Raw genomic sequence first — 15,214 nt, 5'->3', positions numbered from 1 at the left:
CACCTGAGCGCTATATGCGCGCTCATGTCGAATACCGCATCAAACCGCCCAGAATTGCCGCCCGAAATTGCGCGCCGTCGCACCTTTGCGATCATCTCGCACCCGGACGCTGGTAAAACCACTCTGACTGAAAAGTTCCTCCTTTATGGTGGCGCGATTCAGATGGCGGGTCAGGTGCGCGCGAAAGGTGAAGCCCGCCGGACGCGGTCGGACTTTATGAAAATGGAACAGGACCGCGGGATTTCGGTTTCTGCCTCCGCGATGTCCTTTGATTTCAACAACTTCCGCTTCAATCTGGTGGATACACCGGGTCACTCTGACTTCTCGGAAGACACCTATCGAACGCTGACAGCAGTGGACGCGGCGGTCATGGTAATTGACGGTGCGAAAGGTGTTGAAAGCCAGACGCAGAAACTCTTTGAAGTCTGCCGTCTACGTGATCTGCCAATCCTGACCTTCTGTAACAAGATGGACCGTGAAAGCCGCGATACTTTTGACATCATTGATGAGATTCAGGAAAACCTCGCGATTGACGTAACCCCTGCTTCTTGGCCCATCGGTGTGGGCCGTGATTTCATCGGCTGTTACGACCTTTTGCGCGACCGGCTGGAACTGATGGACCGCGCAGATCGAAACAAGGTTGCGGAAACGGTCGAAATTTCCGGGCTCGATGATCCGAAATTGGCCGAGCACGTGCCAGCTGATCTACTTGAGAAGTTCCTCGAAGAAGTAGAGATGGCGAAAGAACTGCTGCCGCAGCTTGATCCGCAATCAGTTCTTGAAGGTCACATGACGCCGATTTGGTTCGGCTCTGCGATCAATTCATTTGGTGTGCAGGAGCTGATGCACGGCATCGCGAACTACGGTCCTGAACCGCAAGTCCAAACCGCTTCTCCGCGTAAAATTTCACCGGAAGAAAAGAAGGTCGCGGGCTTTGTCTTTAAGGTTCAAGCGAATATGGACCCGAAACACCGCGACCGTGTGGCTTTTGTGCGCATGGCGTCGGGCCACTTCAAACGCGGTATGAAGCTCACACATGTCCGCACCAAAAAGCCAATGGCAATCTCCAATCCAGTGCTCTTCCTGGCCTCTGACCGGGAACTCGCCGAAGAGGCCTGGGCAGGCGATATCATTGGTATTCCAAACCACGGCCAGCTGCGTATCGGCGATACGTTGACCGAGGGCGAAGCGATCCGCGTCACAGGTATTCCGTCCTTCGCGCCGGAACTCTTGCAAGGCGTGCGCGCAGGCGACCCGATGAAAGCAAAGCACCTTGAAAAGGCGCTGATGCAGTTCGCTGAAGAAGGGGCTGCGAAGGTCTTCAAACCGTCGATCGGTTCTGGTTTCATCGTGGGCGTTGTTGGTGCGCTTCAGTTTGAAGTGCTCGCCAGCCGGATTGAACTGGAATACGGCCTGCCAGTGCGCTTTGAAGCCAGCCAGTTCACCTCTGCCCGCTGGGTCAGCGGTGACAAGGCGGCAGTGGAAAAGTTTGCTGACGCCAACAAGCAGCACATCTCTTATGACCATGATGGTGACATCGTTTATCTGACCCGTTTGCAGTGGGATATTGACCGTGTTGGTAGGAACTACCCAGACGTCAAATTGACCGCTACAAAGGAGATGATGGTCTAACCAGTCCCACCGCAGTGCAACGTGGGCTGGCATAACAGCAGCCCACGCGAGCAGATGGTAAAAAGTGAAACATATCAAGGCGGTTACGATGCGCTTCTAAAGCGCATTCAAGGACGTACCGCGCCCCTGGAATTCGCTGCAGGAGAGGCACTGCCTTCTCTGGACGAAGATCTGACGCCGCTGCGCACGCAGGTCACAATTCCTGATAAGCCCGACAATGGCAGCACCTATGCGGTCAAACGCTGGCGCCTGCAAAGCGAGTTTGAGGGCCAGCCTGAGCTTCTCGCCCTTCATGGTCTGGTCATCGCCAACTTGCGTAAAGATGGCTTTCCCGATCACACGCCTGCGCTCTTCCAAAAACTCTGGGCCGAACATGGCGACTTCTTCTTAAGGCGACTTCCCCTCCGCTGGCTTGTCTCTGCAGTTATGACGTTTGGCGATCACGGCGCAAATGAAGCCCAACGACAGACAGGGCGTTCGCTATCTCTCCTGTTTTCCATGATGAAACTCTATGAATTCGAGAGGCTTTATTCTGGCAAACCACCTCAGGAAGCCTACTCAACCGAGCACAAATATGGCGCTGACTTGCCGTTGGGAATTCCAGCTTACTCGCTCAAAGGCGGTGGCCTGGATGCTGCCATTCTCAGTCGCATCTGGAAAGAAAGCGGCGAAGACCCGGTGATTGAACCTCTGGCCAAGCATCTCTTGGACGCAATCAACACGGACCCAGGCACGCTCTTTCGACGCCTGCGCATCATGTCAGGTGAGCGCATCCAGACCCTTGAAAACAAGAACCAGCACCCCATTCCCGTACCGCCCGGGAATGTCAAACGTGACCCGAGCAAAATCACTTGGGGTGTGGTCGCGACCGTCAATGAAGACTTAGATAAAGCTGTGGCCTTTGCAGCTCATCACATCGATCTTGGGGCGGATCAGGTTGTGCTTTTCGGAGAGGATGCAGAGGCACTGCCGATTGAACTTTCCCACCATCCTAAGATTTTGGTAATTGTAGCTGATGAAAGCGTGATCTCCCAGGACCAAAAGGAACGCCTGCCCGGACGCAATGCCCGAAAGGCATTCTATTTCAATCGCGCTCGCAGGAAAGTCTCTCTGGATTGGCTCGCGATGCTCGACACAGATGAGTTTTTGGTCCCAGATCGCCCTATTCCAGAAATCCTCGCTGAAATACCGGCGGATGCGGCGTTTCTGAATCTGTCTGTGGTTGAAAAATTTGCTGGCAGTATGGACGCCTTTCGCCCACCGGCAAAGGAATGGACCCTTTCAAAAGCAGAGAAAAACCGCCTCTATCCAGTCTACAGCCCTTACGTGGCAAACCTGATGCTCGGCCCAGCTGATCCCAGATTGTTCATTCGCGCGAAAATTCCAAATGTCCGCGTCGTAAATTTCGGGATCAAATACGAAAAACGCGCCGCCACCAACGGCTTTACGCCCGAAGATCTTGTTGTGGCGCATGACCACGCGGACAGTCTTTCAAGTTTCCTGAACCAGATGCCACGCCGCCTTGATCAGGGGTATGCGCGACGTTCCGATGGCAATGTTGATATCCGTGCGACCCTTGAAACCCTTGATATGGATGGGGAAAGCACGGAACTCGAAGATTTCTTCAATGAGATCGCAAAAGCACGACCGGAAGTTCTGGCCGCTCTGGAAGACGCCGGCGATTTGCGACGCATCGATTTAAAGCTAGATGAAAAGATTGAAGATCTTATTCAGGAGATCGCAAAGTGAGCCGTCCAACCTGGGGGATTGTCGCAACCATCAAAGCGCCGACAAAAGATGTATTGGAGTTTGCGGCCTATCACCTCGATCTCGGCGCTGATGACATCACCATCTTTCTGGATGATTGTAACGAAGCGACCGCTGAAGTGTTGTCTAAGCATCCCAAAATCAAATGCATCCTGACAGACCAAGCCCACTGGGAGAAAACCATTGGGCGTCGACCGGTCAAACATCAGGTACGTCAGGTGCGCAACGCCTCTTATTACTACCGCCGCGCTCAACATCTGGACTGGGTGGCGCATATCGATGTGGATGAATTCATCTGCGCGAAAGAATCGATCTCGGACATTTTAGCCGATGCAGCCCCAGACACCCGAGTGCTGCGCATGTTGCCTTGTGAATCGCTGGGCACTGATGATCGGGACGACCTTGATCCTTCTGTCACCTACTGCAAAGCCAAACTGCCGGGTGGGCCAAAGGGCAAACAGCTGGAACATCTGTTCTATCCGCAGTTTGGCGGCGTTCTGAAAAGCGGTTTTGTCAGCCACGTCGTTGGGAAAATCTTTGCCCGGACTGGAATGCAGGAGGCTAAGTTCGGCATTCACCGCATCTTTGAAAACAAAGAACAGCAGGTCGAGGATGTGACCAGTGAGGCGATCGAACTATGCCACACCCATATCCAGAGCTGGGAGAAATGGCTGAAGATCATGGAGTTTCGATTGTCGAGAGGCTCTTACAGAGCTGAATTGGAACAGTCTTTGAACCCAGCTTCTGGCCGCGTGCAGCGCCACCAGTTGTTCACAGCCTTGACCGAAGGAGGCAATGAAAACCTGCGTGCCTTCTATGAAGAAGTCTGTTGGGCAACGCCTCGATTGCGCGAAGTGCTGGCAGATCATGGCTATCTGCGCGAGTATCAGCTTGATCTTACAGCGAAATGTGAAAAACACTTTCCTGACTTTTCCTGAATTTGTTTCTAATTTGTGAACAATTTCTCCCATCGCGCGAGTTGAAATCACCTTTCGTTGACGCATCATACTGAATGCTTTATGGGGGCATCCAAGGATCAAAACAGCGTTGTAACGCGGGGCCATACGGGCTCGATCCACCCAGATGCTACGGGCGCGAATTGTCCGTAAACCACGGACACACATGACAAAGTTCGCAGACCTGAATCTGAACAAAAAAGTTCTCAAAGCCGTTGAAGAAGCGGGCTATGAAAGCCCAACACCCATTCAAGCAGGCGCAATCCCCCCGGCCCTAGAAGGCAAAGACGTTTTGGGGATCGCACAAACTGGCACCGGTAAAACCGCTAGCTTCACTCTACCAATGATATCGCTTTTGGCCCGCGGCCGCGCCCGCGCCCGGATGCCGCGCAGCTTGGTTTTGTGCCCAACGCGTGAATTGGCAGCCCAGGTGGCAGAAAACTTCGACGCTTACACCAAACACCTGAAACTGACCAAAGCGCTATTGATCGGCGGCGTCAGTTTCAAGGAACAGGAAGCCATCATCGACAAGGGTGTTGACGTCTTAATAGCCACTCCGGGTCGCCTTCTGGACCATTTTGAGCGTGGCAAACTGATCCTGTCTGACGTGAAAGTCATGGTTGTCGATGAAGCCGACCGTATGCTCGATATGGGCTTTATCCCTGATATTGAACGCATTTTCGGCCTCACACCTTTCACACGCCAAACGCTTTTCTTCTCGGCCACAATGGCGCCAGAGATTGAGCGCATCACAAACACCTTCCTCTCCGCCCCTGTTCGGGTGGAAGTTGCGCGTCAAGCAACAGCTTCTGAGAACATCGAGCAAGGTGTTGTCATGTTCAAAGCCTCCCGCCGTGACCGCGAAGGCAGCGAAAAGCGCAAGGTTCTGCGCGAGCTGATCAAACTGGAAGGCGATGCCTGCACCAACGCGATCATCTTCTGTAACCGTAAGACCGATGTCGATATCTGTGCGAAGTCGATGAAGAAATATGGTCTGAACGCAGCGCCAATTCACGGCGATCTCGATCAGTCCCAGCGCATGAAGACCCTCGATGCCTTCCGCAATGGTGAGCTGCAATTCCTTGTCGCCTCCGATGTTGCGGCGCGTGGTCTGGATATCCCTGATGTGACGCATGTCTTCAACTTCGACGTGCCGGGCCATGCCGAAGACTACGTTCACCGCATTGGCCGGACGGGCCGCGCAGGGCGCAGCGGCAAGGCCGTAATGATCTGCTCCCCGCGTGATGAAAAGCAATTTGCCGCGGTGGAATCACTGATCCAGAAAGAAATCCCGCGGATCGAAAACCCAGTAAAGCCCGCGGAGCGCAAAGCCCGCAGCAAGGTTGAAGACAAGCCTGAAGCAGCGCCGACGCCGGAGAAATCTGACACTAAATCCAACCGTAGCCGCTCTCGCGGACGGGGTGGACGTGGTCGCGACAATGACGCGCCAGTGATTGGCATGGGTGATCACCTGCCGAGCTTTATTGCCCTTAGCTTTGAAGAGCGTCGCGCGAGCTAAGCGCAGCGGTTTCGACCTTTTCAACACAACGCAACGCGCCGGCCATTCCGGCGCGTTTTTGCATGCGCACTTGCATGTAACGGTACATCTGAGAAAATCACACCAAAGCTCTGAGAGGAATAGGATCTGGTGCAGTCGGTCAAACGAGATTTAAATTGGCAAATCTTTGTCGGTTTTTTCGCGCTTATCCTTGGCGTGTCAACGCATGGCCACGCCGAGTCCCCAGAGATGATCTGGAACGAGTTCTCTCAGGCCATGTCTCTGGAACAGTCTGATTTTACTTGGAAAAAGACATATCCTGCATCACTCGAAGATGGCATGCCCCTGACGGTAAGGGGATTTGTTGTCCCTACTCAGGCACAGGCCTATTTCGATACATTCCTATTAGTGAACGATCCTCAAGACTGTCCGTTTTGCGGCAATGGTGAGGGCTATGGGCCTGTCTTAGAGGTAATCCTGAAACGCAAAATCCCCGAAACCGGGGAGTTCGCGCAGATCACGGTTGAGGGGCAATTGGAATACGTTGGCGACAAATACACATCGCAGCTTTTTCGGCTGACAGATGCGCGAGTGGTTAAGTGATATTGGATGGGTGAAACCCCGCCCTGCAATCAACTCAACCGACTAATAATCACCGTCGCTTCCGGCTTTTTGCCGATCTCATCACGTGCAGAATTACGAGCAACACGCCGCAAACCTTCTTCCAGCTTGTCGTCATCGGCCAGCGTCTTTTGACCCGCGCGACCAAGGAACTGGCTCAGGTCTTCCTCCAGCACATCGACCAGCGGCGCAAAGCTGCTGCCCTGCTCAGGCAGGCCCATCAGTTCGACCCATGGCTCTCCCAGTGGCTCGTCATCTTCATCAAGAATGACATTCACAATCACATGGCCATTCAGCGCCATACGGATGCGATCGCGAACAACCCCATCCAGCGCGCCGATTTTCACAGAACCATCCAGATAGGTGCGCCCTGTTTCCACAAACTCGGTCACTTTCGGCTCATTGCCTGACAGATCGAGCATGGTGCCATTCACAGCCACAGCGCTCTGGCGACCTTTGCTTTCGGCAAGCTTCGCATGTTCGCGCAAATGGCGGTGTTCACCATGCATTGGGATCACCATTTGCGGGTTCACAATGTCATGCATACGCTCCAGATCTGGGCGGTTTGCGTGGCCAGAGACGTGATAAAGACCAGAACTGTCATCCACAACATCCACACCGCGTTCGGAGAATTGGTTGATGATGCGGATTACACCTTTTTCGTTACCCGGAATGGTTTTTGAACTGAAGAGGAACAGATCGCCTTCTTTCAGCGTGATCCCATTATGTTTGCCGCGTGCGAGTTGCGCCGACGCAGCGCGGCGTTCGCCTTGAGAGCCAGTCGCAAGCAACATCAGGTTTTCGCGCGGAATGTTGTTCGCATCTTCCGGGCTGACCACTTTGGGGAAATCGCTCAACACACCGGTTTCAATGGCGGCTTCCACCATGCGGCGCATCGCACGACCCATAAGGCAAATGGAGCGCCCTGCCCGTTCGCCAGCTTCTGCCAAAGTTTTGACGCGTGCGACGTTAGAGGCGAAGGTTGTGGCGACAACCATCTGCGGAGCCGCGGCGACGAGCTTTTCGATCTCTGGTCCAACGTCTGCTTCAGAGCGCCCGGCATGGCGTGAGAACACATTGGTTGAATCACATACCAGCGCCTTCACGCCTTGTTTTGCGACAGAAGACCAAAGCTCCGGATCAAATGGCTCGCCAACAATCGGTGTTTCGTCCAGCTTGAAATCACCTGTGTGAATGACACGCCCGTCTGGGCTATCGATCACCAAAGCCGCGCTTTCCGGGATGGAATGCGAAATCGGCAGGAAACCCACTTTGAACGGACCTGCATCTGTGGTTTCCGGCCAAGCCGATACGGTGCGAATGGCCTCTTCAGGTTGGCCCTGATCGCGCATTTTGTGGCGCGCAAGGTTGGCTGTGAAGGCACGCGCATAGACAGGGGCGCCAAGCTTTTCCCAGAACTGTCCTATGGCTCCGATGTGGTCTTCATGGCCGTGAGTAATATATATCGCTTCAAGGCGCTCTTTGTTCTCAATCAGCCAGGTCATGTCTGGGAAAATCAGGTCTACGCCAGGAGTCGTCTCCATATCAGAAAACGTCACACCCAGATCAACCAGGATCAGGCGTTCTTCGCCCTGCGGCCCAAAGCCATAGACATAGGCGTTCATACCAATTTCACCCGCCCCTCCAAGAGGCAGGTAGATCAAACGGTCACTGCTCATTTTACGTCAGTTGTCCTTATTATGTTGATGAATCACGGTCAGACCGTGCATCGTTAAGTCATCTTCAAACGCGTCAAACAACGCGTAGCTCTGTTGGAACAACGGGGCGAGCCCCCCCGTAGAAATCACTTTCATTGGCCGGTCACGTTCGGCTTTGATCCGGTCGCAAATCTCGCGCACAAGGCCCACATAGCCCCAGAAAACGCCTGATTGCATACATTCAACGGTATTGGTGCCAATGACCTTTTGCGGCTTGGCAATATCGATATGCGGCAAGGCCGCCGCGGCTTGGTGCAACGCCTCAAGGCTAAGGTTCACACCGGGCGCAATCACGCCGCCAATGTAAGCCCCGTCTTTGGCCACAACGTCAAATGTGGTGGCTGTCCCGAAATCAACAAGGATCAAATCGCCGCCATGGCGATCAAAACCAGCAACCGTATTCACCAGGCGGTCTGGCCCAACCTGCGTGCCCTCATCGACGCGGACATCCACAGGCAGCAAACAATCAGGCTTGCCCACAACCAGCGGACGGCAGCCAAAAAAGCGATCCGCAAAGACTCGCAGATTAAACACCACCCGCGGCACAGTCGAGGAGATAATCACATCCTGAATATCAAGCTTGATCCCGTAGTGATTGATCAGCGTCGAGAACCAGGTGAAATAGGCATCCGCTGTGCGCGCATGATGCGTAGATGTGCGCAGGGTGCAGAGAAATTTCTCCCCGTCCCAGATCGAAAAAACCGTATTGGTGTTACCGCAGTCAATCGCCAGAAGCATGGGCACCTGCCTTAGAAAAAGATATCTGCCGCCGGGATCGACACGGGGCCTTGGGCGGTCTTCAACACCAGATTGCCGGATTTGTCCACTGTGTCAAAGGTACCCACAAACTCCTCTCGCATGGTGCGCGCGGTGATCACCTCGCCAATACGCGCCGCACGGGCAATCCAAGCCGTGCGAATGGGTTCAAATCCATAGGTCACAAATTGATGTTCCCAATGCGCATAGGCAGGCGCGAGCACCTCCAGAAACTCCTCCGGAGACACTGGCGCACCACATTCAGAGAGCAGTGACACAGGCCGCGTGGCCGTGGCTTCAAGTTGAGATGCATCAGGGGCGTGTGCCAGGTTCACTCCAATCCCAATCGCGATATGGCTGGGCATACCGCCGGCAAAGCCAGCGCTCTCAAGCAGAATGCCCGCAACCTTCCCCCCATTCAGCAGGACATCATTGGGCCATTTCAATGAAAAGGCCTCTGGCCGAGCTGTCACCGCCACAAACGCATCGAAGAGCGCCAGAGAAGCAACGAAACTGCGCAGCGCAATTACGTCAGGTGCCTCTTTTGGCTGCATCACCAAGGTTGCGGCGAAATTCCCATCTTGGGAACGCCAATCGCGGCCCCGGCGCCCCCGGCCAGAGGTCTGACGCAGCCCCAAAATCCATTCAGGCCCGGCCAAAGTCGGCGCAATCCGTGCGGCTTCAGCATTGGTGCTATCCACTTCCGCCAAAACCCGACGCCCATATCCCACTGGCCAGTCTGTCATCAATTTCCCTGCTTCTTCTTTGCTATAAATACTCTTGCCGAAGGCATCTTAACAAAAAGACGCGCCTAAAAGGCGCGCCAATTCGTCCAATTCTGCAGGCTTAGTTCAAAAGCGCCGCTGCGGCTGTCTCTGCAATGCTTTCGACACCCAGAAGATTTAAGCCCGGCAGCCAAGCCAAACCAATCACCGCAGCAGAGCCCATAAGCATGGCATAAAGCACTGGGCTACGGTCCTTGTCCAAAGCTTCACCTTCATCGCCAAAATACATGTAGAAGACGATGCGCAGGTAGTAGAAGGCGCCGATCACAGACGCAATCACACCGGCAATGGCCAGCCAGGCGAGACCCGCATCATAGGCGGCACGCAACGCGTAGAATTTGCCAAAGAAACCCACCAGTGGCGGAACCCCTGCCAACGAGAACATCAGCACCAGAACTGCCAGCGCTTTGCCTGGCTCGCGTCTGGAATACATATTCAGCGCGTCAATATTTGTGACAGGCTGACCGTCACGTGACATGGAAAGGATGAAGGCAAAGGTGCCGACATTCATGGTGACGTAGATCGCCATGTAGATCAGCATCGCCTGCACGCCAAAGGCTGTGCCAGCCGCGAGGCCCATCAACGCGTAGCCCATATGCGCAATGGACGAATAAGCCATCAGACGTTTGATGTCTTTCTGGCCAATCGCGGCCACGGCACCAAGGAACATGGAGAGCACAGAAAGCGCCGCTACGATCTGCTGCCAGTCGCCGACAACGCCGCCAAAGGCATCATGGACAACCCGTGCAAAGAGCGCCATCGCCGCCATCTTAGGTGCCGTCGCAAAGAATGCTGTGATCGGTGTTGGCGCACCTTCGTAAACATCAGGAGTCCACATGTGGAATGGAACCGCAGAGACTTTGAACGCCAGACCAGACACGATGAACGTGAGACCAAACAGAAGCCCCAAAGAGGTATGTCCCTCACCCGCTGCCTGAATAATGCCTGCGAAATTTGTGGTGCCTGCAAAGCCGTAAACCAGCGAGGAACCGTAGAGCAGCAGACCCGAGGACAGCGCGCCAAGCACAAAGTACTTCATGCCGGCCTCAGTGGATTTCACTGAATCCCGACGCAAAGAGGCAATCACGTAAAGCGACAGCGATTGCAGCTCAAGACCCATGTAAAGCGCCATCAGGTCGCCTGCGGAGACCATCATCATCATGCCGACAACCGCCAGCACGACAAGCAAAGGGTACTCAAAACGCAACAGGCCACGGCGCTGCATATACTCCTGACTCATGACCAGCACAGCGGCTGCGGAGAGCAGGATCGTCACCTTGGCAAACCGTGCAAAACCGTCGTCCTGGAACATGCCGTTGAAGGCGATGTTTGTACCCTCTCCATTCAGGCCAATCCAGACGCCGATGGCCGCAAGAAACGCAGCGGTTACCCATGTCAGTAAAGGCGCAAGCGCGTCCTTGCCGGTGTAGACCGCCCCGACAAGAGCGATCATCGCATACACAGCCAAAAGGATTTCCGGCAGGATGATATTCAGATCAGCAGAGATCATCGTGGAACGCTCCCTCAGTGTGCCGCTGCAACTTGGGTCGCAGTCGGGGACTGCGCCAAGGCGGTTTCGTAATTGTTGATCAGCGCTTCAACCGAAGGGCCAATGATGTCCGTGACCAGCGCCGGGTAGACACCCAGCAAGAGTGTCATGGCGACAAGCGGTGCAAAGATCCACTTCTCGCGCGCGGTCATGTCTTTGATGGTCTTCAGGCTCTCTTTGATGAGGTCGCCCATCACGACGCGACGATAGAGCCACAGCGCATAAGCCGCTGACAAGATCACGCCGGATGTAGCAATCGCCGCCACCCATGTGTTGGCTTTAAATGCCCCCATCAGGGTCAGGAATTCACCGACAAACCCAGAGGTGCCCGGCAGGCCGACGTTCGCCATGGTGAAGAACATGAAGATCAGCGCATAAGCTGGCATGCGATTCACAAGACCACCGTAGGCGTCGATCTCACGCGTGTGCATCCGGTCGTAAATCACGCCCACACACAGGAAGAGCGCGCCAGAGATGAAGCCGTGGCTCAGCATCTGGAAGATCGCACCGTCGATGCCCTGTTGGTTCGCTGCAAAGATACCCATGGTCACGTAACCCATGTGTGCGACCGAGGAATAAGCAATGAGCTTCTTCATGTCTTCCTGTACCAGCGCCACCAGCGATGTGTAGACAATCGCAATCGCGGACATCCAGAGGACCAGATCAGTCAGCACTTCTGCGCCCACCGGGAACATCGGCAGGCTGAAGCGCAGGAAGCCGTAGCCGCCCATTTTCAGCAAGATTGCCGCCAGAACCACGGAGCCCGCAGTTGGCGCCTGAACGTGCGCGTCTGGCAACCATGTGTGCACCGGCCACATCGGCATCTTCACGGCGAAGCTTGCGAAGAACGCAAGGAACAGCAATGTCTGTAAACCGCCCACGATGTGAATGCCCAGAATATCAAAGCTCTCAAAGCTGAAGGTGTGGTTCATCAGCGTCGGGATATCGGTTGTGCCCGCATCCGCAAACATCGCGACCATCGCCACCAGCATCAGGACAGAGCCAAGGAAGGTGTAGAGGAAGAACTTAAAGCTCGCATAGATGCGGTTTGCGCCCCCCCAGATACCGATGATCAGGAACATCGGAATGAGGCCTGCTTCGAAGAACAAATAAAACAGCACCAGATCCAGCGCCATGAAGACGCCGAGCATCAGCGTTTCCAGCAGTAGGAAGGCGATCAGATATTCTTTGACGCGGACCTTGACGTCCCAGGATGCTGCAATCGTCAGCGGCATCATGAAGGTTGTCAGCATCACGAAGAGTACCGAAATACCGTCGACACCCAGTTTGTATTTCAGACCCAGCAGCCAGTCGCGCTCTTCAACGAACTGCATGCCTGTGTCGTTGGGATCAAATTCCGCTAGGATAAACAGCGACACCAGGAATGTGATGACTGTCGCAATCAACGCCACCCATTTGGCGTTGCGCGCAGAGGTTTCGCTTTCTCCGCCCGGTAAAAAGATCAGCAGGATCGCCGCCGCAATCGCGGGGATAAACGTGACAATGGAAAGAAGGTTATCCATCAGTGCGCTCCTCCCGCGAGCGTCATCCAAGTGATCAGAACCACAATCCCGATCACCATCGCAAAGGCATAGGTGAAGATATAGCCAGACTGCGCCCGGCCGGCGAGCCTAGTGAAGAAAGGCACGATGCCCATGGCGATCCCGTTCAGAGACCCGTCAATCACATTGCCATCGCCACGTTTCCACAGGAAACGGCCGAGTGCATTGGCAGGACGGACGAAAAGGAAATCGTAGATCTCGTCAAAGTACCATTTGTTCAGCAAGAACATATAAAGCGGACGCATGTTGTCCGCCATAATCCGCGGCATCGCTGGGTTCCAGATGTAGAACCAGAGGGCAACCACAAACCCAAGCAGCATCGAGATAAACGGTGAGAGCTTCACCCACGTTGGCACATAGTGCGCTTCGTGCAGGATGGTGTTTTCTGGCGCCATATAAATCGCCGCCTCACCCGGTTCACCCGCCATGACGTATTTCAGCTTGGAGGCTTTCGGATTAGCCTCAGCGACGGATGCTGCCAGTTCCTTTGCTGGCTCTTCATAGTGGCCGCCGAAGAATTTCACGACCTCATTGGTTTTGCCAAAGAAGCTTGAATACCAGATTGCGCCGGCAAAGACCGCACCGACTGCCAAAGCGCCCAGCGGGATCAGCATAACGCGTGGGCTTTCATGCGCATGATCGTGGGTGTGTTTGTCACCACGTGGTTTACCGTAGAAGGTCAGGAAAATCAGGCGCCAGCTGTAGAAGCTGGTGAAGAGCGCCGCGATTACAAGCATCCAGAAGGCATAGCCGCCATTGGTCGCTGCGAAAGCGGATTCAATCACCGCATCTTTGGAGGCAAAGCCTGCAAAACCGATCCAGCCAGACAGCGGAATACCCACGCCGGTGATCGCGAAAGTACCGATCATCATGGCCCAGAAAGTATACGGCAGTTTCTTACGCAACCCGCCGTAGTTCCGCATGTCCTGCTCGTGGTGCATGCCGTGGATCACGGAACCAGCGCCCAAGAAGAGCATGGCTTTAAAGAAGGCGTGCGTGAAAAGGTGGAACATCGCGACCGAGTAAACACCGACGCCAGCTGCTACGAACATGTACCCCAGTTGAGAACAGGTCGAATAGGCAATCACGCGTTTGATGTCGTTCTGCACGAGGCCAACGGTTGCCGCGAAGAAAGCGGTGGTCGCACCGAGGAAAGTGATGAAAGCGGTAGCTTCCGGCGCGAACTCCATCAGTGGAGACATGCGGCACACAAGGAAGACACCTGCGGTCACCATTGTCGCGGCGTGGATCAGGGCCGACACCGGTGTCGGGCCTTCCATCGCGTCCGGCAACCATGTGTGCAGGATCAGCTGCGCCGATTTCCCCATCGCGCCGACAAACAGCAGGAAGGCCAGCAAGTTTGCGGCGTTCCAGTCTGTCCAGAGGAAGCGGATGGTTGTTTCAGCGAGTTCCGGCGCGGAGGCAAAGATCACATCAAAGTCAATGCTATCCGTCAGCATGAAGAGACCGAAGATACCCAGCGCAAAGCCGAAGTCACCAACCCGGTTCACCACAAAGGCTTTGATCGCTGCGGCACCAGCGCTTTGTTTCTTCCAGTAGAAGCCAATCAGCAAGTAGGACGCGACGCCCACGCCTTCCCATCCAAAGAACATCTGAACGAGGTTATCTGCGGTCACCAGCATCAGCATGGCGAAGGTAAAGAAGCTCAAGTAGGCGAAGAAACGCGCCTTATAGTGCTGATCTTCCGAGAAATTCTCGTCGTGCGCCATGTAGCCGAAGCTGTAGAGGTGTACGAGTGCAGACACAGTCGTCACAACGATCAGCATGGTCGAGGTCAGGCGATCCAGACGGATCGACCAGCTGGTGTCCAGCGTGCCGGATTGGATGAAATCCAGAATATGTATCTGCTGCGTTTCAGACCCATGTGTGAAGAACACAATCCAAGACAGCAGTGCAGCAAGGAACAGAAGCCCCGTCGTCACATATTGCGCTGCGGCTTCGCCGATATAGCGCCACCCGAAGCCTGCAATGATGGCCCCGACGAGAGGCGCAAAGAGGATGATCGTTTCCATGCTCGATTAGCCTTTCATCACGTTGACGTCTTCAACCGCGATAGTGCCACGGTTGCGGAAGAAGCTGACAAGGATCGCTAGGCCAATGGCGGCCTCAGCGGCGGCCACGGTCAGAACGAAGAGTGTGAAAACCTGCCCCACCAGATCCCCAAGGAAGCTTGAGAAGGCCACAAGGTTGATGTTCACCGCCAGCAGCATCAGTTCGATCGACATCAAAAGGATGATGACGTTCTTCCGGTTCAGGAAAAGCCCGAAAATGCCGATGACGAAAAGCGTCGCCGCCACCGTCAGGTAATGTTCAAGTCCGATCATTAGTATGTCCCTCGGTCTTTCTTCT

The 15,214-nt window shown here is 54.7% G+C and carries 12 protein-coding genes; 5 read left to right on the top strand and 7 right to left on the bottom strand.

The genetic code is table 11. The features are described 5' to 3' along the window. The first annotated feature begins 24 nt into the window (after positions 1-24). The 5 genes from M0D42_RS04570 (at position 25) to M0D42_RS04550 (ending at position 6,456) form a co-directional block, all read left to right on the top strand. Positions 25-1,632 carry a peptide chain release factor 3 gene (locus tag M0D42_RS04570; RefSeq protein ID WP_265020424.1) on the top strand — a complete coding sequence of 536 codons (1,608 nt, stop codon included), beginning with the start codon at positions 25-27 and terminating at the stop codon, positions 1,630-1,632. A 54-nt stretch (positions 1,633-1,686) separates the two neighbouring features. Further along, complete coding sequence (locus M0D42_RS04565; protein WP_265020423.1) at positions 1,687-3,381, top strand: glycosyltransferase family 2 protein; 1,695 nt, start codon at positions 1,687-1,689, stop codon at positions 3,379-3,381. Beyond that, the gene (locus tag M0D42_RS04560) at positions 3,378-4,337 is read left to right on the top strand and encodes a glycosyltransferase family 2 protein (protein ID WP_265020422.1); all 960 of its coding nucleotides are present in this window, start codon (positions 3,378-3,380) and stop codon (positions 4,335-4,337) included. Before M0D42_RS04565 ends, M0D42_RS04560 begins: the two co-directional genes overlap by 4 nt. Positions 4,338-4,521: 184 nt before the next feature. Then, positions 4,522-5,874: a DEAD/DEAH box helicase gene (locus tag M0D42_RS04555; protein WP_265020421.1), complete on the top strand. Its 1,353-nt coding sequence runs from the start codon at positions 4,522-4,524 to the stop codon at positions 5,872-5,874. A gap of 129 nt (positions 5,875-6,003) precedes the next feature. After that, entirely contained in the window at positions 6,004-6,456 is a 453-nt protein-coding gene (locus M0D42_RS04550) for a hypothetical protein (protein ID WP_265020420.1), read from the top strand. A 29-nt stretch (positions 6,457-6,485) separates the two neighbouring features. Here the strand turns inward: M0D42_RS04550 and M0D42_RS04545 are convergent, their stop codons facing one another. From M0D42_RS04545 to nuoK, 7 genes are all read right to left on the bottom strand, one after another. Beyond that, the gene (locus M0D42_RS04545; protein WP_265020419.1) at positions 6,486-8,153 is read right to left on the bottom strand and encodes a ribonuclease J; all 1,668 of its coding nucleotides are present in this window, start codon (positions 8,151-8,153) and stop codon (positions 6,486-6,488) included. A gap of 6 nt (positions 8,154-8,159) precedes the next feature. Continuing rightward, a complete protein-coding gene (locus tag M0D42_RS04540) occupies positions 8,160-8,930 on the bottom strand; it encodes a type III pantothenate kinase (protein WP_265020418.1) in 771 nt (256 codons plus the stop codon). 11 nt (positions 8,931-8,941) lie between these two features. Beyond that, a complete protein-coding gene (locus tag M0D42_RS04535) occupies positions 8,942-9,694 on the bottom strand; it encodes a biotin--[acetyl-CoA-carboxylase] ligase (RefSeq protein WP_265020417.1) in 753 nt (250 codons plus the stop codon). A gap of 100 nt (positions 9,695-9,794) precedes the next feature. Next, positions 9,795-11,243 carry an NADH-quinone oxidoreductase subunit NuoN gene (nuoN, locus tag M0D42_RS04530; protein ID WP_265020416.1) on the bottom strand — a complete coding sequence of 483 codons (1,449 nt, stop codon included), beginning with the start codon at positions 11,241-11,243 and terminating at the stop codon, positions 9,795-9,797. Between the two features lie 14 nt (positions 11,244-11,257). Then, positions 11,258-12,805, bottom strand: coding sequence for an NADH-quinone oxidoreductase subunit M (locus M0D42_RS04525; RefSeq protein WP_265020415.1), 1,548 nt, complete (start codon positions 12,803-12,805; stop codon positions 11,258-11,260). Further along, positions 12,805-14,877: an NADH-quinone oxidoreductase subunit L gene (gene nuoL, locus M0D42_RS04520; protein ID WP_265020414.1), complete on the bottom strand. Its 2,073-nt coding sequence runs from the start codon at positions 14,875-14,877 to the stop codon at positions 12,805-12,807. The genes M0D42_RS04525 and nuoL overlap by 1 nt, the downstream gene beginning before the upstream one ends. Before the next feature lie 6 nt (positions 14,878-14,883). Further along, positions 14,884-15,189, bottom strand: a complete 306-nt coding sequence (nuoK, locus tag M0D42_RS04515) for an NADH-quinone oxidoreductase subunit NuoK (protein WP_072794219.1) — start codon at positions 15,187-15,189, stop codon at positions 14,884-14,886. Between the last annotated feature and the right edge of the window lie 25 nt (positions 15,190-15,214).

It is taken from the genome of Cognatishimia activa, assembly GCF_026016445.1.
Lineage (GTDB): Bacteria > Pseudomonadota > Alphaproteobacteria > Rhodobacterales > Rhodobacteraceae > Cognatishimia > Cognatishimia activa_B.
This window is presented reverse-complemented; position numbering and strand designations above follow the sequence as displayed.